The 24,794-nt window shown below is 45.8% G+C and carries 23 protein-coding genes; 10 read left to right on the top strand and 13 right to left on the bottom strand.

The features are described 5' to 3' along the window. Positions 1 to 24: 24 nt before the first annotated feature. Entirely contained in the window at positions 25 to 1,218 is a 1,194-nt protein-coding gene (locus tag ACLWBB_RS15485; protein ID WP_413288460.1) for a patatin-like phospholipase family protein, read from the top strand. Here the strand turns inward: ACLWBB_RS15485 and ACLWBB_RS15480 are convergent. Further along, positions 1,183 to 1,458 (bottom strand): hypothetical protein, encoded by a 276-nt coding sequence (locus tag ACLWBB_RS15480; RefSeq protein ID WP_413288459.1) that lies wholly within the window; start codon positions 1,456 to 1,458, stop codon positions 1,183 to 1,185. The two genes, ACLWBB_RS15485 and ACLWBB_RS15480, sit on opposite strands and share 36 nt — an antisense overlap. A gap of 171 nt (positions 1,459 to 1,629) precedes the next feature. Between ACLWBB_RS15480 and ACLWBB_RS15475 the strand changes: the two genes are divergently transcribed. Further along, positions 1,630 to 3,087: a lytic transglycosylase domain-containing protein gene (locus ACLWBB_RS15475; protein ID WP_413288458.1), complete on the top strand. Its 1,458-nt coding sequence runs from the start codon at positions 1,630 to 1,632 to the stop codon at positions 3,085 to 3,087. Positions 3,088 to 3,151: 64 nt separating this feature from the next. After that, on the top strand, positions 3,152 to 4,570 hold the full coding sequence (locus ACLWBB_RS15470; RefSeq protein WP_413288457.1) for a phytoene desaturase family protein: 1,419 nt from the start codon (positions 3,152 to 3,154) through the stop codon (positions 4,568 to 4,570). Here ACLWBB_RS15470 and ACLWBB_RS15465 read toward each other — a convergent pair. The 3 genes from ACLWBB_RS15465 to ACLWBB_RS15455 are packed head-to-tail and all read right to left on the bottom strand — an operon-like array spanning position 4,567 to position 7,654. Next, positions 4,567 to 5,385, bottom strand: coding sequence for a hypothetical protein (locus ACLWBB_RS15465; protein ID WP_413288456.1), 819 nt, complete (start codon positions 5,383 to 5,385; stop codon positions 4,567 to 4,569). The genes ACLWBB_RS15470 and ACLWBB_RS15465 overlap by 4 nt on opposite strands. A 14-nt stretch (positions 5,386 to 5,399) precedes the next feature. Continuing rightward, positions 5,400 to 5,966: a hypothetical protein gene (locus ACLWBB_RS15460; RefSeq protein WP_413288455.1), complete on the bottom strand. Its 567-nt coding sequence runs from the start codon at positions 5,964 to 5,966 to the stop codon at positions 5,400 to 5,402. Between the two features lie 5 nt (positions 5,967 to 5,971). Beyond that, entirely contained in the window at positions 5,972 to 7,654 is a 1,683-nt protein-coding gene (locus ACLWBB_RS15455; RefSeq protein ID WP_413288453.1) for a fibronectin type III domain-containing protein, read from the bottom strand. A gap of 475 nt (positions 7,655 to 8,129) precedes the next feature. Between ACLWBB_RS15455 and ACLWBB_RS15450 the strand changes: the two genes are divergently transcribed. Then, entirely contained in the window at positions 8,130 to 10,211 is a 2,082-nt protein-coding gene (locus ACLWBB_RS15450) for a methyl-accepting chemotaxis protein (protein ID WP_413288451.1), read from the top strand. Positions 10,212 to 10,241: 30 nt separating this feature from the next. Continuing rightward, positions 10,242 to 11,741 carry a chemotaxis protein CheW gene (locus ACLWBB_RS15445; RefSeq protein WP_413288449.1) on the top strand — a complete coding sequence of 500 codons (1,500 nt, stop codon included), beginning with the start codon at positions 10,242 to 10,244 and terminating at the stop codon, positions 11,739 to 11,741. On the opposite strand, the gene ACLWBB_RS15440 is transcribed toward ACLWBB_RS15445, so the two are convergent. After that, positions 11,738 to 13,285 carry a phospholipase D family protein gene (locus tag ACLWBB_RS15440; RefSeq protein ID WP_413288447.1) on the bottom strand — a complete coding sequence of 516 codons (1,548 nt, stop codon included), beginning with the start codon at positions 13,283 to 13,285 and terminating at the stop codon, positions 11,738 to 11,740. The genes ACLWBB_RS15445 and ACLWBB_RS15440 overlap by 4 nt on opposite strands. Positions 13,286 to 13,550: 265 nt before the next feature. Between ACLWBB_RS15440 and ACLWBB_RS15435 the strand changes: the two genes are divergently transcribed. Continuing rightward, positions 13,551 to 14,381 carry a hypothetical protein gene (locus ACLWBB_RS15435; protein ID WP_413288445.1) on the top strand — a complete coding sequence of 277 codons (831 nt, stop codon included), beginning with the start codon at positions 13,551 to 13,553 and terminating at the stop codon, positions 14,379 to 14,381. Here the strand turns inward: ACLWBB_RS15435 and ACLWBB_RS15430 are convergent. The 6 genes from ACLWBB_RS15430 to ACLWBB_RS15405 form a co-directional block, all read right to left on the bottom strand. Next, complete coding sequence (locus ACLWBB_RS15430; protein WP_413288443.1) at positions 14,378 to 14,995, bottom strand: MarC family protein; 618 nt, start codon at positions 14,993 to 14,995, stop codon at positions 14,378 to 14,380. The two genes, ACLWBB_RS15435 and ACLWBB_RS15430, sit on opposite strands and share 4 nt — an antisense overlap. A 17-nt stretch (positions 14,996 to 15,012) precedes the next feature. Continuing rightward, positions 15,013 to 15,495 (bottom strand): YidH family protein, encoded by a 483-nt coding sequence (locus tag ACLWBB_RS15425; RefSeq protein WP_413288441.1) that lies wholly within the window; start codon positions 15,493 to 15,495, stop codon positions 15,013 to 15,015. A 44-nt stretch (positions 15,496 to 15,539) separates the two neighbouring features. Then, positions 15,540 to 15,896, bottom strand: coding sequence for a DUF1622 domain-containing protein (locus tag ACLWBB_RS15420; protein WP_413288439.1), 357 nt, complete (start codon positions 15,894 to 15,896; stop codon positions 15,540 to 15,542). A gap of 9 nt (positions 15,897 to 15,905) precedes the next feature. Further along, on the bottom strand, positions 15,906 to 16,826 hold the full coding sequence (locus ACLWBB_RS15415) for a formylglycine-generating enzyme family protein (protein WP_413291617.1): 921 nt from the start codon (positions 16,824 to 16,826) through the stop codon (positions 15,906 to 15,908). Between the two features lie 91 nt (positions 16,827 to 16,917). After that, complete coding sequence (locus ACLWBB_RS15410; RefSeq protein ID WP_413288437.1) at positions 16,918 to 17,901, bottom strand: HAD family hydrolase; 984 nt, start codon at positions 17,899 to 17,901, stop codon at positions 16,918 to 16,920. Positions 17,902 to 17,921: 20 nt separating this feature from the next. Continuing rightward, complete coding sequence (locus tag ACLWBB_RS15405; RefSeq protein ID WP_413288436.1) at positions 17,922 to 19,454, bottom strand: DUF1254 domain-containing protein; 1,533 nt, start codon at positions 19,452 to 19,454, stop codon at positions 17,922 to 17,924. Between the two features lie 193 nt (positions 19,455 to 19,647). Here ACLWBB_RS15405 and ACLWBB_RS15400 point away from each other — a divergent pair, with 193 nt between their 5' ends. After that, the gene (locus ACLWBB_RS15400; protein WP_413288435.1) at positions 19,648 to 20,049 is read left to right on the top strand and encodes a hypothetical protein; all 402 of its coding nucleotides are present in this window, start codon (positions 19,648 to 19,650) and stop codon (positions 20,047 to 20,049) included. Between the two features lie 32 nt (positions 20,050 to 20,081). On the opposite strand, the gene ACLWBB_RS15395 is transcribed toward ACLWBB_RS15400, so the two are convergent. Then, entirely contained in the window at positions 20,082 to 21,374 is a 1,293-nt protein-coding gene (locus ACLWBB_RS15395; protein WP_413288434.1) for a sensor histidine kinase, read from the bottom strand. Next, positions 21,371 to 22,144 carry a response regulator transcription factor gene (locus ACLWBB_RS15390; RefSeq protein ID WP_413288433.1) on the bottom strand — a complete coding sequence of 258 codons (774 nt, stop codon included), beginning with the start codon at positions 22,142 to 22,144 and terminating at the stop codon, positions 21,371 to 21,373. Before ACLWBB_RS15390 ends, ACLWBB_RS15395 begins: the two co-directional genes overlap by 4 nt. A gap of 78 nt (positions 22,145 to 22,222) precedes the next feature. Here ACLWBB_RS15390 and ACLWBB_RS15385 point away from each other — a divergent pair, with 78 nt between their 5' ends. From ACLWBB_RS15385 to ACLWBB_RS15375, 3 genes are all read left to right on the top strand, one after another. Then, positions 22,223 to 22,663, top strand: coding sequence for a Spy/CpxP family protein refolding chaperone (locus ACLWBB_RS15385; RefSeq protein ID WP_413288432.1), 441 nt, complete (start codon positions 22,223 to 22,225; stop codon positions 22,661 to 22,663). Positions 22,664 to 22,674: 11 nt separating this feature from the next. Next, the gene (locus ACLWBB_RS15380; protein ID WP_413288431.1) at positions 22,675 to 22,947 is read left to right on the top strand and encodes a hypothetical protein; all 273 of its coding nucleotides are present in this window, start codon (positions 22,675 to 22,677) and stop codon (positions 22,945 to 22,947) included. A gap of 151 nt (positions 22,948 to 23,098) precedes the next feature. Continuing rightward, complete coding sequence (locus ACLWBB_RS15375; protein ID WP_413288430.1) at positions 23,099 to 24,721, top strand: arylsulfatase; 1,623 nt, start codon at positions 23,099 to 23,101, stop codon at positions 24,719 to 24,721. Positions 24,722 to 24,794: the final 73 nt, after the last annotated feature.

Below are 24,794 nucleotides of genomic sequence, written 5' to 3'. Positions count from 1 at the left end.
CGGCTTGTCCTGTATTTTAGAATCATGGCATCACCTAGATCACAACGAAATGCTTTAGTTCTAACTGGTGGGGGAGCGCGCGCGGCCTATCAAGTCGGCGTTTTGCGTGCGATTTCGACAATTACCAAATACGAGAAAAATCCCTTTCATATTGTTTCAGGTTATTCCGCCGGCGCCATCAATGGGACGTGGCTTGCAAGTCGCAGCACCAACTTCGACAAAGTCACTCAAGAGATGTGGCAAGAGTGGTCCGGTATAACCATGGACCGGGTTTTCAGCACAGACGTTCCTAGTGTTGTTACTATCGCCGCGAAATGGCTTTGGGATCGAGTCAAAGGTGGTATGAACAACAATCGCCAAATTACTTATTTGTTGGATACAACACCGTTAAACGACTTTATTCAAAGTCGCATTGATTTTAACACCTTGAATGCGCATCTACGAAGTGGCGACTTACATGCGGTTTCCATCACAGCCGCAAATTACACCACTGGGCATTCGACGACCTTTTTCTCAGGGCATGAATCAATCATCGGCTGGGAGAAGCTAAACCGAATCAGTGTCCGTACACCACTGACCGCCGAGCACGTAATGGCATCGGCGGCGATTCCGATGTTCTTTCAACCGATCCAACTAGGGGATTCATATTATGGCGATGGAATGATCCGACTAAATGCGCCTTTAAGTGCAGCTGTTCGGTTAGGAGCTGAAAGAATGATGGTCATTGGCATTCGTGGCCCAAGCTCTGTTTCGCATGGAAACACCAAAAACAATGAAACCATTACGGTGGGTGAAATTGCCGGAACTATTCTGAACGGCCTCTTTTTTGACTCTTTGGATGCAGATATCGCGCGTATGGAAAGAGTGAATCGCACATTGGCATTGATGAGTGAAGCAGAGTTGCAGCGACAGGGCCAAGAACGCCTGCGACATATTCCGCTTCTGACTCTAAAACCTACTCAAGAAGTGAATGAATTCCCTGCATGTGAACTTTCACGATTGCCAGCGACATTGCGTTTTCTACTAAAAGGTATTGGTCTAAAGAAAAATCGTGGCGCTGATTTGCTAACTTATTTGTCTTTTGAACCAAAATACATCCGCTCGCTGTTGGAGCTCGGTTACGAGGACACACTTTCTAAAAAAGATCAGGTGCTGGCGTTTTTCGAAGGAGAAAAGCCAGACTTAGTCCAGGAACTGAATCCCAACTTGCACCACTGAGGGCGCAAGTTCTTTGGCCCAAACGATTTTGGCAGGTAGCACCCCGAGGCGACCGACTTCTGTTTTGATTTGAGATCCCACTTTTAAAGGGATCGTTGTTTTAATAACTAAAGAGCAGCCCGTATAAGATTCGTTCATTATTAAAGCCACGGCGCTGGGCTGGAACTCTTTTTCCCCAAAGTTGAAGTCTACCAATGCATGGTCTAGTGGCTCAGGTTGAAAACGAAATGATCTCGTCATGAGAAGCTCCTTCAGCTTTATATAGAATATAAATCAATGGTATCTCGTTAGGGATCGGGAGTCTAGGAATTCACCTGGTCTAAAGCCTCTGATCCAATTTTGGAGCACGAAGTGAACAAAAAAATTGAGCAAACTGGTCCGAATTTTTTTTAAAAATTCCGATAAGGTTTTATGCGCTACTTTTTGACTATTTCATTTCTATTTGTTGCTGCCTGCTCTTCAGCTCCGCGCCGTCCTGCTTCGGTGCCTTCAGACGCGTGGACTCTTGAACACGCTTTACAGCAGGGTACAAGCCCAACTGTGGCGTACCTAAAAGCAAAAACAACGGCGCAAGCTTATCCAGAGTTAAACTCAGCTGAGCCTTTTGCACAAATCCCACAAAGTCTCAGAGCCAGCAGGCCTGCGCCATTGTCTGAGGACAAAAAAACTCAGCAGCGTTACTTGCGTCAGTATCGCGCGTGGAATACGGGCAAAAAAGTCCACCGCGCTCAGGAGTTGGTTGCTGATTTTACTTGTGAGAAAGTAATTGAAACTCAAACTTTGGGTTTTTCATTGGAAATTGATTTTCCTGCGGAAGATGCACGAGCCGCTTCACAATCTTTGCATGAAAAAGTTCTGACCTGCGAAGCTTTCCCACGCCAAGAGAGTTTCTTCCGTTTAGCGATCTTCTCGATTCAAAAAAATGAATGTCCGAAAGCGATGGAGTACCTCAATAAGTTTCCCGCAAGCCTAGAAAAAGGCGTAAGCGATCGCTTGGCATATATCCGCAGTCTTTGTTCTGAAAACAAAGACGTGGTCACTCGCAATCCTTGGAGTGGATATGGCATTCTTTTGGAAGACAAAAATAAATCCAAAGAACAAACTGGATGGTTTTTGTCAGCGACCAGCGGCCAAGAAGAATGGGATCGTCTGTTAGTTTCTTTTATCGAGCTCACAGAACAAGGCCTTTCAAATACAATTCAATATATCGCGGGTCGTTTGGATTATGAAAAATTCCGTGCATTGCCGGTAGCCTTCCAAACATCCATGTTGGTTTTGATGAGTAATGCGGGTGCCGATTTGCCGGTCTTCCAAATACTTCATCGTTATATTGCCGATCATCCAGATATGGTTTCACCGTCTGTGACAGAACTTTTGTTCCCGACACGTTATTGGGATGAAATCGTTGGCAATACGAAGAGCGCCGACCCCGTTTTGGTCAAAGCTTTGATCCGTCAAGAAAGCGCTTTTAATCCTTCGGCTCGTAGTCGTGCTAAAGCGGGTGGTTTGATGCAATTGATTTATCCAACCGCACGTATTTTCGGTATGAGACAACGTACACAGCTTTTTACTCCAGAAGACAATATCCGCGCGGGATCTCAGTTCCTGGGACGCTTGATTGAACAGTTCGGATCTGTAGAGCTGGCACTTGCTGCATACAACGCAGGACCTGAAAATGTTCGCCAGTGGCAAAAACGTTATCCCACTGAAAATATCAATCTTTTTGTCGAGATGATTCCATACAGCGAGACTCGTGAATATGTTCGTTTGGTCAATCGTAATTACAAGATCTATCAATCACGTTTGATCAAGCCGACGATCATGACTCAGTCCACAGGTGCTGAATCCTTTCAGCGTCTTCAGCCATAAAGAGTGACGAAAAACATCTTCTGACCTGCAAAGAGACTTGTTAGCTTATTTGCAGGATCATCACATGAAAAAATATGAAGCTATTGTAGTAGGCTCGGGACCAAATGGTCTTGCGGCGGCGATCACTCTGGCGAAAGCCGGAGTCTCTGTTTTAGTTTTGGAAGCTGCGAGGACTCCTGGTGGAGGCGCTCGCAGCGAACCACTAACAATACCTGGCTTTATACATGACGTATGTTCCGCAGTTCATCCGATGGCTGTGGCATCGCCCTTTTTCAAATCATTGCCACTTGAACAGTTCGGATTAGAGTGGGTGCATTCTCAGGCCGTCTTAGCTCACCCTCTGGAAAACAACGAAGCCATCCTTTTACATACGTCTGTGGAAGCCACGGCAAAAAATCTAGATATTGATGGCGAGGCCTATTACGACCTCATGCAGCCTATGTCCCAACACTGGGAAGAGATTTTTTCCGAGACCATGGGTCCCTTATTTCATTGGCCCAAACATCCCATGACACTTGCAAGCTTTGGCTTAAAAGCTATCCGGTCTGCCGAGATTTTTGCAAGAATGCACTATCATGGACCACGGGCTCGGGCGTTGTTTGCCGGAATGGCAGCTCACGTCAATACACCTTTAGACAAAACGGGGACTGCCGCGATAGGGCTGATGTTGAATCTGGCAGCTCACGCAAAAGGGTGGCCTTTTCCAAGAGGGGGCGCGCAAAAATTGACGGATGCTCTTCTTGCCTATTTTCGTTCCTTGGGCGGAGATCTGCAAACACACCGAGAGATTCGCTCTATGAGAGATCTACCCTCAAGCCACTGGGTATTTTTGGATCTAACTCCACGTCAGATTCTTTCAATTTTTGCGGACTCGGTATCGCACGTCGAAAGCTATCGCTGGAACAGTTTTAGTTATGGGCCTGCAGTGTTTAAAATCGACTGGGCATTGTCTGCACCGATCCCTTGGAGTGCCAAAGAGTGTCTGAAGGCAGCGACGGTTCACGTTTGCGGTGACTTTGACGAAATCCTTCTTTCAGAAAGTGCACCCATAAAAGGAAAGTTATCACAAAGACCTTTTGTGCTTTTAACTCAACCAAGTCTTTTTGATCTAACACGCGCGCCGCAAGGACAGCATACGGCTTGGGCCTATTGTCATGTCCCGCACGACACAACGGTGAATTGTACAGAGATCATCGAAGCACAAATCGAAAGGTTTGCGCCGGGGTTTAAAAAAAATATTCTAGCAAGGCACATTCTGGGGCCACAAGATCTACAAAAAAGAAACCCGAATCTAGTAGGCGGGGATATCATGGGCGGAGCTTTTAGCCTTAAGCAACTGCTTTTTGGCCCGTCACGCAGCATGAATCCATATCATCTTTCTATTCCGGGTTTTTTTATTTGTTCATCGTCGACGCCGCCGGGACCTGGCGTGCACGGGATGTGTGGATTCAACGCCGCTCAAAATGTTTTGCGAGAGCTTTAGTATTGAGTAAAGGCCATGTACTGAGGTGCTGTGATATTACCCCAGCTATAAAGCTGCTGATCATAAGTCGCAAGCACGATACGAGAAGCACCGGGTTCTGCAATGTAGATATTGCCAACGGCATCCACCGCAATGCCCGTTGCTCCGTTCAAGCCATCAGCCACGGTTTTGCGACCCTCGGGGCTTTTTTGGTGAAAGCGATAGACTTTGGCATTCGAAGCAGCACCTTCTGCCACATATACGCGTCCTGTTCCATCGGTGGCGATCATCACGGGCTCGGACACCGTAGTATTCGGAGCCGATGTGCTAGGACCCCAATAAACTTTACTGTCGTCAAAGAGTCCCACTAACATCAAATCATTGACACCAAAGGCAACCGCTGTTGCTCGTGAAGAGTAAGAGGACATCACTTTCCCGTCACCGGCACGAATAATATTATTAAGGCCTTCTTGTGTGACATAGGCTTCGCCAAAAGAATCTACTGCCACCACCGTAGGAGTGCTAAGCCCCGTGCGCACGACTTGGGATGCTTTCGTGGTGAGATTAATTTTTATAAGTTGGGAAGCTCCGGCTTCAACCACCCAGAGGTTGTTGAACTTATCTGTCGCAACACCCTTCGGGTCATTCAGGCCCGTTACAAAAACAGTTTTGTTGCCATTTTGATCAAAAGACCAAATCGTTCCCGAGCCATCGCCAGAGCTTACGTACAACGGAAAATCCAGGATCGGTGCTTGTCCCACACGCAAAAGCGGTGAGGGGCCGCGCCCACATCCTAGTACCGTCATCAATGCTATAAAATACCGAAACAGTTTCATCGCTGGCATCCTCTCTAGAATTGCAGCCCAAGACCGATGAGAGGATAACCATCGGTTTGCTGAATGGGTTCATCGATAGCGATATTGTCTTGTTTCTTAATCGTCAGAGTTCTGAACTTATAGGAAGCCTGGAAGAACCATCCGCCAGAAGGGCCTTTCCCGGCGCCAAGACTAAAGCGTGCACCTAAGCCATAGTAAATTCCATCGCCGGTTTGATCCGCGATGGTGCGATCGGTATAAGCTCTTTTTGCCGAGATGGCATAACCTAGTTCTAGATAGAAAGGATCCAAATAGGTTTCCACCTTAGGACCATAAGTAGAGTCTTTCTCGGTGGTGCCTTGCATGTCGTATTGGAAAAACATTCCGACACCAAAATTTGGCCATGCATAGACATATTCAGAGTGTGATAGAACCGTGCTGCCAGAAGGGCCTTCACCACCTTGCTTGGTGGAGCTGGACAACGCCATGACCGAAGCCGAAAGCAATTGCTTAGACCCTGTAGCCTTCGCGGCACCGGCTGCAAAGACAGTGCTGCTGACGACAAAGATGCTGACTGTGAGGAGAATCCTAAAAAGTACCATCTTTCTTACCTCAAGGTGCGGAAGGTTCTTGTGGATGAGATTGTCTGATTACCACAACCGTCCTTAGTTTTAACAACGTACTGATAATATTTGTAAGGCTGTAGACCCGTGATCGTAACACTATGGAAATTGCTAAGTGTTGCATCTAAGGTCGTGTTCGTGCCAGTCCCTGAAATGCCATAGCCGATTTGACTGTCAGCGCCTTCATTGGTTAGCCATTGCACGGTGGCCGAGTTGTTGGTGATATTCACGACCTGGACAGAAGAAGCGACTGGTGAAGTCTCATCCAAGTCACAAGATCCAGGAGTGCCACTACTATCGCTGAGTGGGGACGTTGGATCATTCGGAACAGAACAGAGTTGCGTGTAGTATTCTCCCTCGAGAACTAGTTCTGGTCCTGCAACTTGTACTCCATAAGTACGTGTTGAACTGGCAGCAGCTCCAGAGACTGTGGCAAGCCCACCTGAAATCGCAACGTTTAATTTCCCTTGTGCAAGAAGCTCTTTTACTTTCGCTTCACCCAAAAGTGAAACTAGATTTAAAGTACGTGTCTGTGACGTATTATTGTTAGGAATGCCGGTAACAAAAGAAGTCCAATAGCTGACAGCGGTAGAACTAAGCTCCCAGCTTTCAACGGCGCTGGTGGCGGTAGAATCATCGAAGCCTGCTTCGGCAACACCAATACCATTAATGATAATTGCCGACGAGCCTGTAGCTGCTCGTTTAACTTGGACTGCAAGTTCGGCCTTAGATAAAGTCAGGTTCGCCACTGGAACACGTGGCAAGCGTGGATCATAATAAAATTCCACAGTGCGAAACCCACTCATGGCATTCGTCCACGAAGTCACCGGCGAAACGACATCACCAGAAAAAGTGGCTTGGCCAATCGAGTTTCCGTCATTATGTATGTAGGTATTTAAGAAGCGATAGTTAGAACTATTAGAACAAGTCAGTGCGGTTTTAGAAATCGTAAAGCCTTCCATCATCAGAATAGGCTTATTCCAATAAGAGTTGTAGTTATCAAAAATGGCCGAGTCGTCACCAGTCACAACGCGAACAACACCATCGCTAACAACGTCGGTGACCTTCACCGTAGTCGGTGTTAGCAGATCGGCGATATTCAAATCAAACGAGTTTTTTGTTGCTACTTTATAGTGGGTCAAAGCCCAGTCCATAAAGTAGGTGTTCGACGGAGTTGTTGGAGCCGGACCACTACAGGCGCCCACACAAAGATAGTGTCTGTTCGTAACATGGGGGCTTGTGGCAGAGACGTTTCCTCCTGGAGGACGTCCAGTCATAACACCATCCACGAAGATTGCTTCTGTATCGGAGTTGTCCCGTTGAGTAACGATCACGACGTGAGCTTGGTTCAGCTTGTAGTTATTCGGCGGATAAGTATATGTGAACTTAAAAGGCCACTGCTTGTTTTGTGTTTCGATATTCCAAGCGTTGCGCCCTGATGTGAAAGGGAGGTCTGCATCCGTCCACTCCGGGATGTCGTCTGTGGCTTCCACCACAGTAGTGACCGTGTAGATCTGGCCGAAATCCGTGCCGTCGCTACGAGTGCCATCGTCGCCGATAACAGGAGGACCGAGAGAACTTCCTTTAGTAATCTCTCGAGCTTTTCCCGTACATGCAACTACAGCCATAAAGGCCAAGGAATGAAGGATAAGCGCTGAACGTCCCATGGCTAGTATTATAGTCCTATTTTAAACAATTCCCAGTCTATGGCTCATCCTGACTGTCTTCTTGCTCCAGGCAGAGACGAAACTGTCATTATAGGACGCCAAAGCATGGGACCGCAGTCTCTTGTTAGAGCATCTTAGAGTTTTGGACGCTGGTGACGTCGGGAAATACAAGTGTGGCTCCGAAACCATGACACAGCAGAGGGAACAGAGAATTTGGTGGGATCGTGTACATTCGTGGACCTAAATGATAGTTGTTTAGTTAATGTTCGGAACAGTTCTGTTAAGAACCCGTAAAGAAATCGTAACATCAATATCCGTGCGTCTCTGAGGACATAAACAGAAGTTTATAAGAGTGTTCGATACGAGCGTTTTTTGAAAAAGTATTAAAAAAAGTTTACTCAAGCACTATTCAAACACGAGGTTTTCTCCGAAAGAAAGAGGGATTGCTATATTTAATGCGAGGGAGAACTAAACAATGAGCGTTGCGCACAAAATGGATCCTGCAATGGGACCTCAATCTGATGACATTCAATCACTTAAAGAAGAAATTAAAGCCTTGAACCGCGTTCAAGCAGTCATTGAGTTCAATCTCGACGGCAGCATTTTACATGCGAACGAAAACTTTTTAAAAGGCTTAGGCTACTCACTGGGCGAAATCGTTAACAATCATCACTCGATGTTTTGTGATCCAGTCTACGCTCAGAGTGCAGAATATAAACAGTTCTGGCAAAAGCTTGCAAAAGGCGAATTCGTAGCGGGCGAATTCAAGCGTCTGGGTAAAGGGGGCAAAGAGATCTGGATCAATGCCTCTTACAATCCGATCTTTGATACCGAAGGCAAGCCCTATAAGGTTGTCAAATTCGCGACGGATATTACAGAAACAAAGCTAAAGACCTCTGAGTATGAAGGCAAAGTCAATGCGATCAGCCGAGCTCAAGCGGTGATCGAATTCAACTTAGATGGCACTATTATTAGTGCCAACGAAAACTTCACAAACACGGTGGGATATTCCTTAAGTGAAATCGCAACTAAACATCACTCGATGTTCTGCGATCCAGCCTATGTACAAAGTTTTGAATACAAAAAGTTCTGGCAAAGCTTAGCACAAGGCGAATTTGTTGCTGGAGAGTTCAAACGTTTTGGCAAAGGTGGCAAGGAGATCTGGATCAATGCCTCTTACAATCCAATCTTTAATGCTGATGGCAAACCATTTAAAGTAGTAAAGTTTGCAACGGATGTAACAGCAGCCAAAATGAAAAATGCTGAGTTCGAAGGAAAAGTTTCCGCCATCGGCAAAGCACAAGCCGTGATTGAATTTAACATGGATGGAACGATCATTACAGCGAACGATAATTTCACTAAAACTGTTGGATACGGAATGAGTGAAATTCAAGGCAAACATCACCGTATGTTCTGTGAGCCTGACTATGCTCGTGGTGGTGATTATGAAGCCTTCTGGAAAAAACTCAATCGTGGAGAGTTCGATGGCGGCCGCTACTTGCGTGTGGGTGCAGGTGGAAAGCGCATTTGGATTCAAGCGACTTATAATCCAATTATGGATATGAATGGCAAACCATACAAAGTTGTAAAGTTCGCCATTGATATTACAGAGCAGGTAGAGCTTGAACAGGCTGTTAAAAGAAAAGCAGTCGAAGATCAAGCAAAGGTTGATGAGCTTCTGCAAGTCGTGAATAAAGCATCGGCAGGGGACTTAACAGCACAAATCACCGTTTCCGGCAGCGATGCCATCGGTCAGTTGGCAGATGGTATTAAAAAGATGATGGGGGATTTGCGCGGGGTGATCTCTCAAGTTGTCACTTCTGCGAACAACTTTGGTGACACTTCGAAATCTATTTCAGAGCAATCTAACGTTGTGGCAATGGGTTCTCAGAAGTTGGGTGCAACGGTAGAGGAAATGAACGCTTCTATCGAAGAGTTCACCGCTTCTATTAATTCAATTGCTGAAAATACTATGCAAGTGAATGAGCTTGCAAAGGTCACGCAAAAAGAAGCTGAGCTTGGAAGTCAGGCGATTACAAAATCGACTGAGGCTATGGAACTTATTAATAAGTCTTCTGAAGATATCAGCGAGATCATCAAAGTGATCAGCGAAATTGCAAGCCAAACAAATCTTTTGGCCTTCAATGCGGCGATCGAAGCAGCACGTGCTGGTGAGCATGGTTTGGGCTTCTCAGTAGTTGCAGATGAAGTTCGTAAACTTGCAGAAAGATCTTCGCAAGCAACGAAAGAAATTTCGAAACTTATTAATGAATCTGTAAAACGCGTTGAACAAGGTAGCGAGGTCTCGAAAAAAGCTGGAGAAGCTTTTGCCAAGATCGTGGCCGGTATTGAAAAGACCACTCAGTCTATCTCTGAGGTGACGGTCGCTGCTGAAGAGCAATCACATGCTGCAAAAGGTATAAGTGCAGCCATTCAGCACATCACGATGGAGTCCGAAAAATCGACTCTGTCTTCAGAGAGCATCGCAAACTCTACCACCACTTTGGTGAGCGGAGCGGAAGAGCTTAATAAGACTGTGGCGAAGTTCGTAGTTTAGTAACTTGAATACTGGCGCAAGGGAATAAAAATGGAAGCTGTCGCAACCGGCAGGATCTTAAAAAGCTCTGGAATGCAAATGCTGGCCTCTTTCCGCATGGGAGAGTCCGAGCTAGCCCTTTCCATTTCTTCTTTGCAAGAGGTGGTGAGCTTCCCAGAGAAGGTCACTAAAGTTCCTTTGGCGCCCGAGTATCTGACGGGGCTCTTTAATCTGCGGGGAATAGTTGTTCCCATCGTGGATATGGCAGTCCTTTTAGGAATGGAAAGCAAAGCGGATCCCGCAAATAAGAAGGTCGCCATCATTAGCGTCGAGAATGTGCGCATTGGTTTGCTGTTTGATATGACATCCGAGATTCTCAATGTATCCGCAGATGATATTTCAATGTTTGAAACTCCACCAAGCGGCAAAAAGATGGTGATCCGCGGAGTTATTAAACTCAATGACGGTGATCGTATCGTTGAAGTGATCGATCCTTTGCTTTTGCTGAAGATTGAAAATATTCCGCAGATTTTGGCGCAAACTAAAAACAACCTCTTTGAGATTTCACAAAAGAAATCAAAGCGTGCTCAGTGCATTACATTCCGCTCTGGCAATATGGAGTTTGCAGTGCGAATTTCTGCCATCACTGAAATTATCAAGGTGCCAGAAATCAAAAAGAGCGTTTTGGCTGTCGACTATTGTATCGGCATGGTGAATTTGCGCGGAGCTTTGTTTCCGCTTTTAGACTTTAAGAAGTTTTTAAAAATTCAAGATAGCGAAACTGAAACTGACAAAATGCGCGTCGTGATCTTGAAACTACAAGACATCCAAGTTGGATTTTTGGTTGACAGCGTGGACAGCATCGTGACTTTCTTTGAGGAAGACATCTTGGCAATCCCAATGTTTCAGCAGGAAAAAATTGAAATGATGAGTGGTCTTTTACCTAGTCAAAAAGGGGAAAGCATCATTCTACTCAACGAATCTAATATTCTATCCCATAAAGAAGTCATTGATATCACTCATGGACATTCTACTTTGTACGGTAAAAAAGATGACCAAGCCAAAGAGAGCCAGAAAAAAGCCAGCGAGCGAAAAGCGTATCTGTCTTTTAAGTTGGATTATCTCTTGTCGACACGACTGAGCAGCATCGATGAAATCGCAAAGATTACCGAGGAGCTAGTACGTCCTCCGGGCTATCCAGACTATGTCGTGGGTATGATGAAAATGCGGGGCGAGATCGTTACGATCGTTGATCTGCGCACTTATTACGGGATGAAGCCTGCTCCTGAGGGAGTGAGTTCTCGTATTTTAGTCGTGAAAGGTCAAAAAGCCAAGTTTGGTCTGTTGGTGGATGATGTGGAATCAATCAACACGGTTGATGAATCTCAGAAGGTGCCAATGCCAAGTCTTCTAGGTTCAGACGCCGTTAAGACTCTGCAAGGGGCTATGAAAGACATCGTCGAAATGGTGGATCCAAGCGGCGTGAAAAAGACCTACATGATCTTTGAAGTTCAAGAGTTCCTGCGTAAGCTCGAAGAGAAAACCAACTAAAGCCAAGACTCTGGTACGAAAAATCCGCTCATATTTGCTTTAAAGCGTTTCCACCAACTCGTTTCGGGTTCTTTTTTGTAGATGACTTCATGACCCGAGTTCAGGGTTTTCCAACGCAGATCTTTGTTTTCATCCAAAGAAACCTCATAGCTGTTTTGAGAGAGGCTCTTAAGCAGGGTATTCGCAATGTCTTGGGCAAGCTCGGGGCTTGTAACAACGACGCCCATTTCGCTATTGAGATCAAAGGAACGTGGATCCAAGTTCATCGATCCCACATAGACTTTCTTGCGATCAAAGACAAAGATCTTTCCATGAAGGCCCGCACTTGAAAAACTCGAGCCCAGCTTTGCTTTCTTTTTCAGCTCTGAGTTGTCTAAGTTCGGTTTGAATTCATAGAGACCGACGCCGACTTGAAGTAAATCTTTGCGATAAGGCTTGTAACCGGAAAAAACCGTCGCAACGTCACTCGAAGCGAGTGAGTTTGTTAGAACCACGGATTTAACTCCACGTTTAGCAAGCCCCGAGAAAAATTCGACGCCCTTTTCACCTGGAATGAAATAAGGGGAAACCAGGATCACTTCTTTGCGAGTTTCTTGGATAAGAGGCCGCAGCTGATGAGTGAGATTTTTAATTTCTTCTTTGTCCTTTTGCTTGAACTTCTCAGGCGGATCAATCACCACTTGAGCATCACCCCAGTAGAGCTTTAAGGGTTGTTTGGTAAATTGCCGAGCTAGTGCCGTATCTTTCAGCGCTTCGGCATATTCGCTGGTTTCTGCACTTTTTATTGCCGCCTCTGCTTGGTTTCGCAGGTCATCCAAATCTTTTTGTGTCGGTTTAAAATCTGTCACAAGACTTGAAATAGGATAGGCGATATCGCTATTCCAGTAAGAATCAAATTCTTTGGAAAGATCCTTTACAACAGGCCCAATTGCCCAAAGATCGAAATCGCCAAAGTTCATTTCTCCGCTAGCAGAAAAATATTCGTCGCCGATATTTCGTCCGCCGAAGATCGCGGTTTGATTGTCTGCAATGAAAACTTTGTTGTGCATCCTTCGATTCAGAGTTTTAAATCTCATGGCATCGAAGATTTTTGAGTGACGGCTCGCAAATGGGTTTGCCATGCGAATTTCGATGTTGGGATGATAATCTAAAATGCGTAAGCCTCTTTGGTACTGACCAATATTCAGATCGTCCAAAAGGGCTCGAACGCGAACACCACGGTCGGCTGCCTGAAGCATTTTGTGCATCAGGATTCTTCCAGTCATGTCGTTATGCCAGATATAGTATTGCAAATCCAAACTATGGTCTGCGACGGCGGCGCTGGCAATTCTGGCGATCAAGGCTTCTTGGCCTGAAGCCAAAGGATAAAATGCCGAATGACCTGGATTATACGCAAGGGCGGGTTCAATGCCTTTGCCCAGTCGTGTTTGTGGGTCCGGAGGTAGCGCTTCGGAGCGTGGTCTTTGAACATCTTTGGGAAGGGCTGCGCAGCCAATCAGGAAAATCAAAAGTATCTGCGCAACAACAGGAGTTTTTAGGCTCATGCGGACCTCTTCGTTGATGTTAGAAAACTCTAGGGGCTTCTAGTAGTTAGTTCAAATTGTAAAACAGCAAAACTCAGAGGCGTGATCTGAGTATTTTGGGACGAATATCGAACAGTGATTCAAGGCGATGCACCTTCTAAATCCCATCTCAGAATGAGATCCCAACTTTGGTATGTACGATTTCAAACCACGCTAAAAACCCGTCTTTACAAGATAAATACTTTCTTGTGCAATAGTGGAAGACCTCAGGCAGGAGCAACTTCATTTGAAAAACATAATTCTTATTCTTTTAAGCCTTACGATGTTTGGCTGCGCGCAAACTAGTGTTAAAAGAGCCGCCGAAATCGTTCCCAGCTGTTTTAGCGATGGTGAGAATCAAGAGCTTTATTGTAAAGCTCAACGTACCAATGAAGAGGGTAAGACTGTCATTACTCGTTGTATTGGTAAAGAAAATCGCGAAGCGGCTCCAAACTTACGTGGAAAGTGCGTCGAAAAGATTTGTAGCGAAGGATCTAATACCGATTGCCACACACGTGGTGAATTCGCTGTCTTACAACAGTATGCAGATCTCATGACATCTGGACAATTTGGTTCTGATGACGGGGGGACGGCAGCTCCAGCACCTGCTAAAAAAATGACGGCGATGAAAGAAAAAGGCAAAAAAGGAAAAATGGCTAAGGCGACCACTCCTGCGGTAGTGGCATCCACACCATCGGCATCGCAATCTCTTTCAGAAGCGGCAACAACCGAAGTAGACACAGATCCTACAGCGAAATTGGCAGCTTTGCCAACGCCGGCTCCAGAACCAACTCCAATTAAAAAGGCAATTCCGAAAGAAGCTGAATCGGCAGAGCCTCCGCAAATGGCGATTACTTTGAAACCTGCTAAAGCTTCTAAGAAGAAAGCTCGTGCAACAGCAAGTGTGAAAGCATACGAAGAGGGCTTTAAAAAGGTTTGTATTGAAAAGGGTGATACAGCAGCACCAGAAGTTCTTCGCGGTAAGTGTGCGACTCGCAACTGCGCGAGTGGAAAATGCTCTTATAAAGGCCGCAAAGAAATGTTTGAGTGGGTTGCTAAGTCTGCAAGTAACGATTAGTTAGCCGCCCGCAATAGCAATAAACTTTGATGAATGATACTCAAGGCGAGTGCTGCTTGCAGCACTCCTAATACCACGCCAAGCATTTGCAGAATCACAGCTCCGATTTCTGTCATAATTTTTCGAATGTAAATCATTGCCAACATATCAACGAACATTACTAAGGCCAGCATCATAAAAATGCTCAGTGTGCGATTTGTGTCCAGGCTTAGAGCTAAGAGGCCAATCAAAATCGCCGCGCCATACGGGGAGACTAGCATATTCGTGGCAACTCCAACCGGTCTTGGCGGAGGGGTTGGCTGAGAAGTTGTAGGGTCTTCCGTTTTTGGCGCTAAAATCATTTTGAAAGCGACAAAAGCAAAAATCAACCCACTGGTAAGTTCCAAGATTGGAACGGGTATCAGCCACTTTTCAAGCAGGCCTTTGCCGATGAGTCCACAGACGATCAGAAGAATCAGTGCTACTAGCGCCGACTTCCAGGCAAGCGCATTAACTTCTCTTTGCGGAAGAGATTTCGTCGCTCTCGCAAAGGGGCCGAGTATTCTTAAAGGACCCAGCATAATAAAAAACAGTGTAAACACTTGGACGGTGTCAGCAATGTAGGTGTGTTCCATATGAGAACTCCTTCAGGTTATCCTGTGATCATCCAGATTGTGCTAAAGACTCCGACCGTAATAATGGCTGCAGTAAATAGAATGACCGAGAGGTTTGCGCGCTTAAAAGTCAGAGTATCTATTTCTCTGGCGGTTCTATTAAAACGAACCACGGACCAAATCAGCATGACACAGCCTAAGATCACCATCCCGATCCCTACATTTTTTGTATCATGTAGCAGAGATCTGCCGCCAAAACGCGACATCTCATTACTTTGAATCAGAAATAGACTGAAACGATTCAGCGTTACACCAAAGCTGATCAAGGCAATGCCAGTACGTAGATAAGCTAGGTGAGTTCTCTCATTCGCCAAATGTGAGCGCGCTGTGGATAGGACGGTACGATGTTCTGAAAGATCCGTTCGTTCAGTCGACATCTCTGTTCGCTTCTCTGAAAGGTCGGTTCGAAGTTCAGAGAATCCGGTTCTTTCGTCTGACATCTCGGTTCGATGTTCTGACATTTTGGTTCTTTTTTTTGAGAGCTCCGTGGATGTTTCTTCTGGGTTCATGGGGTTTTTTCTCCGGTTTCTGTTTTGTGAGCTAACTCAAGATCTCGCTCTAAGAAATAACTTAAAAAAGTGCGAATCAAGGCAATGCTGGCAAGCTGACCAATAGAATCCCAAGTAGGAGCAATCGCGGTGCGAACGATGTCAGCACCCATAGTGAATTCCAATCCCAATAAAATCCATCTTGCAAAATAAAGCCAGGCTTCGCGAAGTGGACCCAGCGATCTTGCTTCTTTGAAATTGCCGCGGATCAAGCGATACATCGCTCCAAGGCCGCCCACAGCAATAAGAACTGCGGCGATAGCCTCAAGCCCTAGTGCAATGGATTCTGTGGCAAGCTCAAAAAGATCGTGCATGGAAACTCCTTAGCTGCGTTCTCCTCGGACGATACAGCGAAAACCCAAATGAGATGTCGAGGTGTCCACTGGCTGTGCCATTCTGGCGGCCGGGCGGTAGCGACGACAATAATTGGGCGCACAAAGGTGAGAGCCACCTTTCATGACCTTACGTGGAATTTTCAAATGAGCCATTCTTGGATCAAAGCTTTGGTCTTCTAAGGGACCGCGCGGATTTTTCGGAATACAGCAAGCCTTTTGTTTTTCTTCGGGGTGTTTCGGTGCATACCAATCGACAGTCCACTCCCAGACATTCCCAATCATGTCATAGAGACCATATTCATTCGGCAGAAAACTATCGACAGCTGAGGTACCTTCATGGCCATCATCACCCGTGTTTTGCCACGGGAATTCACCTTGCCAAATGTTTGCTTGATGTTTACCCGCAGGAACAAGCTCATCCCCCCAAGAATATTCCAAACCATCTTGTCCACCACGTGCAGCAAATTCCCACTCTGCTTCTGTAGGAATTTTTTTGCCGGCCCACTTTGCATAAGCTTGGACGTCAGACCACGCGACATGCACCACGGGATGGTCCCTACGATTCTTGATAGAGCTTCCAGGTCCTTGAGGTTGTCGCCAGTTGGCGCCTGGAATGAAATGCCACCAGCGATGAGGATTGCGCAGATCCACACGATGCGTGGGTTTTACAAAAACAACGGAAGCAGGTTGAAGCATCTCGGGCTTTGCCCCAGGATACATAGCTGCATCCGGCGTTTTCTCGCAAAATGTAACATAACCTGTTTCGCGGACGAATTCTGCGAAATCCGCATTCGTCACAGGACGGGTGTCCATCCAAAAACCATCAACGGTCACACGATGAGCGGGGGCTTCTTCAGGATAGTGATGATTCGACCCCATCAAAAAAGTTCCACCGGGAACCCACGCCATATTGGGAAATGGGGCTGTAAGCCCCATTTCAGTTGGTCTATGAACCGGATCTGCGTCAGTGATGAGCGCCACTACGAACTCCTTTATTACATTAGTAAGTTTTTGCCAGAGGCTGAGGCGCGGTGAAGACTTGGCGCCAGTCGTTTTTAATACTTATAATTTTCCAGCTGAATTTTTTGGCGGCATTCAAAGACGGATCACCCTTCTCTTGGTAAGCCGCTTCGCGATCGGCATCATCGTGATTGATCATGAGCTGTAAAGACGGTCCCGAACCTTCACTTGAATAACGCAAATGTTGAATGTCGCCACTTGAGCGGACATTGCCTGCTGCAAAAATCGGACGTTTACCAATATGGCGAACGATACCTACGGGTTTGTTGTCTTTGTCGTTGATCAATCCCAAGGTCGAAGTACGCATGACTTGCAACCGTCCATCCCGCTCGATCGTGTGATCAACAAAGAAAGAGCCGATCACGTTTTGCGGTGGTACACCATAAATGTCATTGGTGACCGCTCTCATAAATGCGATGTCGCCGCCAGAAGAGATAAAAATCTTAAAGTCTTTACTTCTTAAGTAAGCCACTAACTCCAACATGGGTTTGTAAGTCGTTTGGGTGTACGGCACATTTAGCTTCGGATGTTTCGCTAAAGCAAAAAACTGCCGTACCTCTTTTTCAAATTCTTCTTCACTCATTCCTGAATGAGTTTTGGCCATGATATTCAAAATCTGTTTTTGCGAGAGAGCGGGCAACGCCGCTTTGCCTTTAGCAAGAAGGGATTTGTAAGGTTCTTGGCTACGAAGTTTTGCGTCCTTTTTAAGAATTTCATGCAAACGCTCTTTAGTGAATTCCACCTCGACCGTGGGAACTTCGCTCCACAAAGTGCCGTCATTGTCGAAGGTCGCGATGCGATCTTCGGGTTTTACAAAGCGTTCCCCTTTTTCTTGGGTGACTTCAGCAACAAATTTTAGAATCGCTTGCTTGTTGTCGCCGTCATTCCAAGAGGGGAGGGGATCCGAAGCTCCCCAGCCGATTGTTGAAACAAAAAAAACAAGTGTGCTGAGTAGCTTCTTCATGATCTCTCCTAAAAATAAAACTATTTTGATACTCCAGCAGTGCTCTGTGGTTTTGAAGAATTGCCTGCAAGCGGTGTTTTAACTTCTTCGAAATCTCCGGGCTTCCAACTGCCGTCAAAAGCTGAGGCGTCAGGTCCATATACACGCATATAGGTAAACCAACCTTTGCCAGGCAAAGTTTGAATCCACTGGTTTTCTTTGCCAGCAGGAGCTTTGGGGCCGAAGTAAAGTTCTGCCTGTGTGGAATTGGCGATGTCTTTCAACTCAAACAACGAGCGCAGAGCTGCTTTGTTTTGATTAGTGTGAATTTGGCTGCGGGTTTCGGTATCGTACACAGTCACCGACCAGAACAGCCTTGCGGGTACAGGCTGGGGAATTGTCAGGCGATACGTTTTGCCGCCATCAAGATAGTTGCCATTTTTATCACGAGCGGCCAGCCAATAGACTGAACCAGATCCTGCAGCACGACGGAACATCGCAGGAGAGGCGCCAATCGCTTGATAGAACCATTTTTCTCTGGCTTCTAAGTCGGCATAGTTTTCGGTATTAAAATCTCCGTTTTCAGAGCGAAGAGAGACCCACTCCCATTTGCGATCGCTCCATGTTACGCGGTCAGGACGACGATCAGCAAAGGCTTGAACTCTCATTTGGTCATTGGCGACTTTCGCAGCTTGCTCAAGAATCTTACTCATGCGGGCATCTGGTTTGAACACTTTTCCCTTTTCAATGCCGAGGGCTGCCAGATCCCCGTACTGATTGCGGTAGCCTTCATACGCGGGCTCAGTATCGACTACCTCATGTAGCATCTCCCAATACTTCATGTTCTTCTCCCATTTGAGGGGAGTCATATCCAAATCCATATTTGTCAGGTTGATCCATTTAGGCTCGGACCAACCAGCAGGAACTTTGAGCGGATGTACTTTGATACTCTGAATGCGTGTAAGTGCTGCGGGCACATCACCATTCACAGGCAAAGCGCGCACGCCCACAATCAAACGGTTACTGGTGGCGCGCCACACATGATAGCCCGAAGGGATTTCTCCTTTATATCCAGGAGGAAGAATCAGATGTTTTCCACCTTTACCCGCATCAGGACCGGGAACTCCCATATCAGCGACCCAACGTTGATTTACATCCATCGCCATGCAAATGAGCGGGCCTGCAGGAAGCTCAACGACCATAGGGCCATTATTCAAATTCATAGGAATAGGGCCATAGGGAGTGTCGGAGTTTGCTGTATAGATTATATGACGAGGTTGCGTATCGAGGTAACCGAAGGTTTTGTTTTCGGCTAGCCCTACTTGGTCATTGCCTTTGATAAGCGAATATCCAGACACCGTCGGATAGAAAAAGCGATACGCTTCAATCGCGCGATTCAGCGTAATCTCGTCATAGTTTTTCTGAGTTGTAGCGGAACCAGGATAACCACCCTTGAATGGAGATGTTGTTGCTGGCTTTTTCTTTGGCGGCGCACTTTGTTTTTGTGCGTAAGCAGAAGGAAATGCCAGAAGTAAACTCATTGAAAATAGAATACCAAGCGTTGTGTGTCGCATGTGGGGTCTCCTTTTGATTTCACATAAAGATGGCACTTTTATGTCGCTAAGAAATTGTTTTCTAGTTTCGTTTCTTGGAAAAAAACGTCGCAGGTTTTTATGACACCTGAGCCTTGGCAAAGGAATTAGAAAATTTTTGCGGCACTTTTAGCCTGGGCCTACCGTTAATATTCAATGCAACAAGGAGGTTTGTGTGAAAAAGATTTTTTCAGCGTTGGTATTGGCGCTGTCTTTAGTGGGCATGGCTGCCCAAGCTTTTGAAGGGGTCTTTGCTCCTGACGAAAACGGACAAATGAAGTTTGAACCGCTAGGGAATCACTCGTCGATCAGATCCTGCTGGGAGGACGACGGAGAGGATCCTGTTCCTACAAATTATAGTGACCGCAAGTGGGATGACCGTAATCGTTCAGGCACTGCTTGGAAGTGGTGTGACCCAGGCGAGCGCGCATGTCCCAAAGACATGAGAAGATCCGTTCGTTATTGCTGGGAAGGATGGAGACAAGGATGGGAGCGTTGTGGATACAGATGTCGTCCTATCGAGCGCTGCGGTCCAGAGAATGGTTGCAGTTATCCAGATCACAGCCGTCGTTTTTAAAATATCAGGCCGCCTTTCTCGGGCGGCTTTTTCTAATTCAGAGGAAGTCTGATTGTGAATTCAGAACCCTGTCCCAATTGACTTTTGGCAATGATTTCTCCGTCATGTGCCTCAACGATGGAGTTCGCAATCGCAAGTCCCAATCCAAATCCTGATTTGCCCGGAGAACGAGCGCTGTCTGCACGATAGAATGGCTCAAAAATGTGGGGCAGATCTTTGGGATCAATCCCTGCTCCGTCATCCTTTACTGTTATAAGACATTCCTTTTTGGTGGTCGTAAGACTTACCGAAATAGGTTTTGAATTGGTTTTTGTGTACTTCAGAGCATTTTCAATCAGATTTCTGAGGACACGCTCGATTTGCATGGCATCGATTTGTAATGTGATATCCGAAGCAGAACCCACTATGACTCCAGGAAGAGTGTCTGAATAGTCAGAGGCCACGTTTTCAATCAACTCTTTTAATTGCGTCGGAGATTTTCGTAAAGAGGCCGCGCCCTCTTTCAAACGATAGGATTCGAGAATTTCAGAAACCAGTTCTTCCATTTTGCGTAAATCTTCTTTAATGGAAACTTTCATCTTTTCATCCGTCATCAAATCCACAGCAACACCTACGCGAGTCAGGGGACTGCGCAATTCATGGCTGACGTCACGAAGCAGTTGTTCTTTCGAGACCACCATTTTCTCGAGCCCATCGGCCATACGGTTAAATGCATTTCCGATCATTTGGAATTCACCACGTTGTCGAGTCTGGATACGGTACTTAAGATCACCCGTAGATATTTTATGAACCCCATGAAGAATCACCTTCACCGGTGACATCATCCAGCGAATGGTCAAGAAACTCATAATAAGGATTAACAAAACAAAACCAGCAATCCCGATAAATGGAAATACCAATCCTCGGGGAACTTCTTTCGCAGAGATAAACCACGCCACCCGTGGAGAAGCGTTGCGAAGCTCGGCATAGAAATAGCCTTTGTGTTTTCCAAGAATCACTTTTTCTGAAAAGTGTTCATCTTCTTTTTGCAACTCTTCAAAGTGAGGAAGCCCTTGTTTGTCGGCGAAGTCTTCAAAACCTTGAACACGGGCGTAAAGACGAAGATCTTTATGCAGATTCTGAATTCCTTCTTCATTCATCGAAGCATTGAGCTTTTGATGAAGAGCCTGCAAATAGAACACTGCATTTTGCTCTGCAAGTGGAGAAAGACTATGTTCGGGCTTCAACGAATGCGCTAAAAAGAAAAGGCCGCCAATAATCAGCAAAGCTGTTAAAAGAAACGTAAAAAAGATACGAATCAGAAGTTTGGTTCCACGACGTCTCACAGAAGTTCCTCCACCGGCGCAATAAAGCAATACCCTTCACCCCAAACTGTACGCAAAAACACCGGGTTTTTTGCTGGGTCTTTTAATTTTTGACGAAGACGACTAATCGCTACATCGATACTGCGATTGTAGGCCTCCCAATCCACTCCGCGCAGGTCATCCATAATACGATCCCGCGACAGGCTTTGTCCTGCATGCGACATCAAGAGTTTCAATAACTCATATTCATGGGTGCTTAGATTCAGATTTTGTTCAGCCAAAAAAGCTGCACGAAGCTGCGTATCTAAAACGAGGGGGCCTGATTTCAGTTTTGTAGCAGAGGTGGTTTTTTTGTAGCGACGAATAAGGCTTTTAATACGAGCTACGAGCTCACGTGCTTCGAAAGGCTTAGGCAAATAGTCATCTACACCAAGCTCAAGTCCTAAAACTTTGTCAGAGGTTTCTCCGCGGGCCGTGAGCATGAGTATCGGGAGGTCACTGAAGCTACGAATTTTTTTGCAAACCTCGAAGCCATCCATCTCGGGCAGCATGACATCTAAGATGATGGCATCAAAACGATCCTTCTTAAGATTCTGTAAAGCCTCTGACGGCAAAGTGGATTGCAGGATCTGCAGTTCAAACTGCAGAAAGTACTGCTTAAGAAGTTCTCCTAATTTTTGATCGTCATCGATCAGAAGAATGCGATTCATACTGGTATCATAGTCTAAAACACCTCCGACCAAAAGACTTTTTCCCAGAATAATCAAGCAGTTACAATTTGTTACAATCATTAACATCCTAGCAACCATCTAGCTCCGGAAAGCTCCTAAACTGATTTTAGAAACGAACCCCACTCAAGGAGATGGTTTATGAGACACACACATAGAAGAAAATGGCCCCGTATTTTGGGAATGTTATTGGCTCTTGGCGGTATTGGCGTGATTGCAGCTGGTTGCAACAGAAGCCCTGAAGAAAAAATGACAGCTATCAGTGAAAAGATCGCTGACAAGTTGGATTTTAATGACCAGCAAAAAGGATTGTTGGGTGATATCACAAACGAGCTGAAGAAAGACTTTGCCGAAGAAAAGTCCATTCGCAACGCTAAGAAAGAAGAGTTTAAAAACATGCTTCTTTCAGACGACCTAGATAAAACTAAAATCAAGACTTTGATCAAAGAACGTCAGGCGCGTATGGATTCCAAAGTTGATAAGTACCTCGATAAGGTGGCGGCTTTGCACAAAACGCTGACGCCAGAACAGAAAAAAGAAATTCTGGATAAAGTTGAAAAGTTTCATCGCTGGCACGAGTAGAGTGAGAATTTATGGCTAAAGTCGGATTTATCCAAGTGCGGAATCAAGATTCTGATTTAGGCATTAAGTTGCTCAATGAAGTTCAGCTTTGGTTGAAAGCAACCGGTTGGGGAGAAGTCGTGACGGCTTCTTTCCAGCCTGCCACCACCGAATCATTTGTCGATTTTGTTCCAGGCAAATATCAAAGCAATGGACCGAAACGAATTCTATTGCCGAAGCGTGCTACCATTATGGACCTTCAGGATCCCTTGGCAAAATGGCTTTGGGAACTTGAAGAGGATTAAGACGGATTCTTCAAGACCTGAGAAATGCTTGAGGCGATTGATGTTCTTGCACACGAGTTAGAAAATATCTTTGTGTTTGTTATCAATGTAGAGGCTCCACCTCTATGTTCTAGTTTCTTCCACTCTTATCATAAGGACACATGGAGGAACTATGGCAAAGCAAACAGGCAAAAAGCCAAATATTTTATTCATCATGGGTGATGATATAGGTTGGTACAATATCAGTGCATACAATTTGGGAGTGATGGGATATCGCACCCCAAACATTGATCGTATCGCTAAAGAGGGAGCTCTTTTCACTGACTGGTATGGCCAACAGAGTTGCACGGCGGGACGTGCGGCCTTTATTACTGGGCAATCACCTATTCGTACGGGTCTTACAAAGGTGGGACTGCCTGGCGCTGACATCGGTCTTCGTGCTGAAGATCTGTGTATTGCAGAGGTGATGAAATCATTGGGCTATGCGACTGGCCAATTTGGTAAGAACCATTTGGGCGATCGTAATGATTTTTTACCGACGGTTCATGGCTTTGATGAATTCTTCGGAAATCTTTATCACCTGAATGCTGAAGAAGAACCCGAAAACGTCGACTATCCAAAAGATCCAAAATTTAGACAAAGATTTGGTCCTCGAGGGGTCTTGCGTTGCAAAGCCATTGATAAAGAAGATGCGACGGTTGATCCTCAATATGGCAAAATTGGAAAACAAAGTATTGAAAACACCGGACCTCTAGATACAAAACGCATGGAAACTGTGGATGAAGAGTTTCTTGCTGCCGCCAAGGAATTTATTACCCGTAAAACGAAAGATGACCAACCTTGGTTCTGTTATTTCAACTCAACACGTATGCATGTATGGACTCATCTGAAAAAAGAATCGCAAGGCAAAACGGGGCTTGGCATTTACCCAGACGGGATGGTTGAAACGGATGGACATGTCGGCGAGCTTCTTGATCTTTTGGAAGAGCTCAAGCTCGATGACAACACGATCGTTGTGTATACCACCGACAATGGCGCTGAAGTTCTATCTTGGCCAGACGGAGGAGCGACTCCATTTAAAGGAGAAAAAGCTACCAACTGGGAAGGTGCCTTCCGGGTTCCATGCGTAATGAGATGGCCTGGGGTGATTCAGCCAGGATCTGTTATCAATGACGTGACATCACACTATGATTTTATACCTACTTTTGCTGCCGCTGCAGGTGAACCTAATATTGTTGAAAAAGTCCGCCAAGGACATCAAATCGGAGAAAAAACCTTTAAGAACCACTTGGATGGTTACAATCTTTTGCCATTCCTAAGTGGTGAGGAAAAAGAGTCTCCGCGTGAAGGTTTCGTATATTGGAGTGATGATGGGGATCTTCTGGCCATTCGTGCGAAAGATTGGAAAGCCTCCTTTATGGAGCAGGAAAATACCGGAATGGATGTTTGGGAATTGCCGTTTACTCCTCGTCGAGCACCAAGACTTTACAATTTGCGATCGGATCCTTTCGAACGAGGCCCCGAGAGCATTCTGTACGGCAAATGGAAGGCTGAGCGGATGTACGTCTTTGTTCCAGTACAAGCCTTAGCTGTTAAATGGTTGGAAAGTTTTAAAGAGTATCCACCTCGGCAAAAGCCCGCGGCTTGGAGTCTTGAACATATCGTAGAAAGTATGACGCCTGCTCCTCAATACGGAGATGGCTCAGAACAGAAGGAAGAAGAACAAGAGACTGGGACTCGTCGACCGCCACCTTCTTCGAAGCAGAAAGAAGAGCGACCAACTACGCGGCATTAGGTTGTTTGTTTTGCTGCCTAAATAGCAGGCTTATTCGCAAAATACCGAAATAGCTTCCTTATCAGGGCTTTGA

This window comes from Bdellovibrio sp. HCB337, from assembly GCF_047302465.1.
In the GTDB taxonomy this organism is placed as follows: Bacteria; Bdellovibrionota; Bdellovibrionia; order Bdellovibrionales; family Bdellovibrionaceae; genus JACMRP01.
Note: the sequence above shows the minus strand (reverse complement) of the source record. Positions and strands in the feature narration are given on the sequence as shown.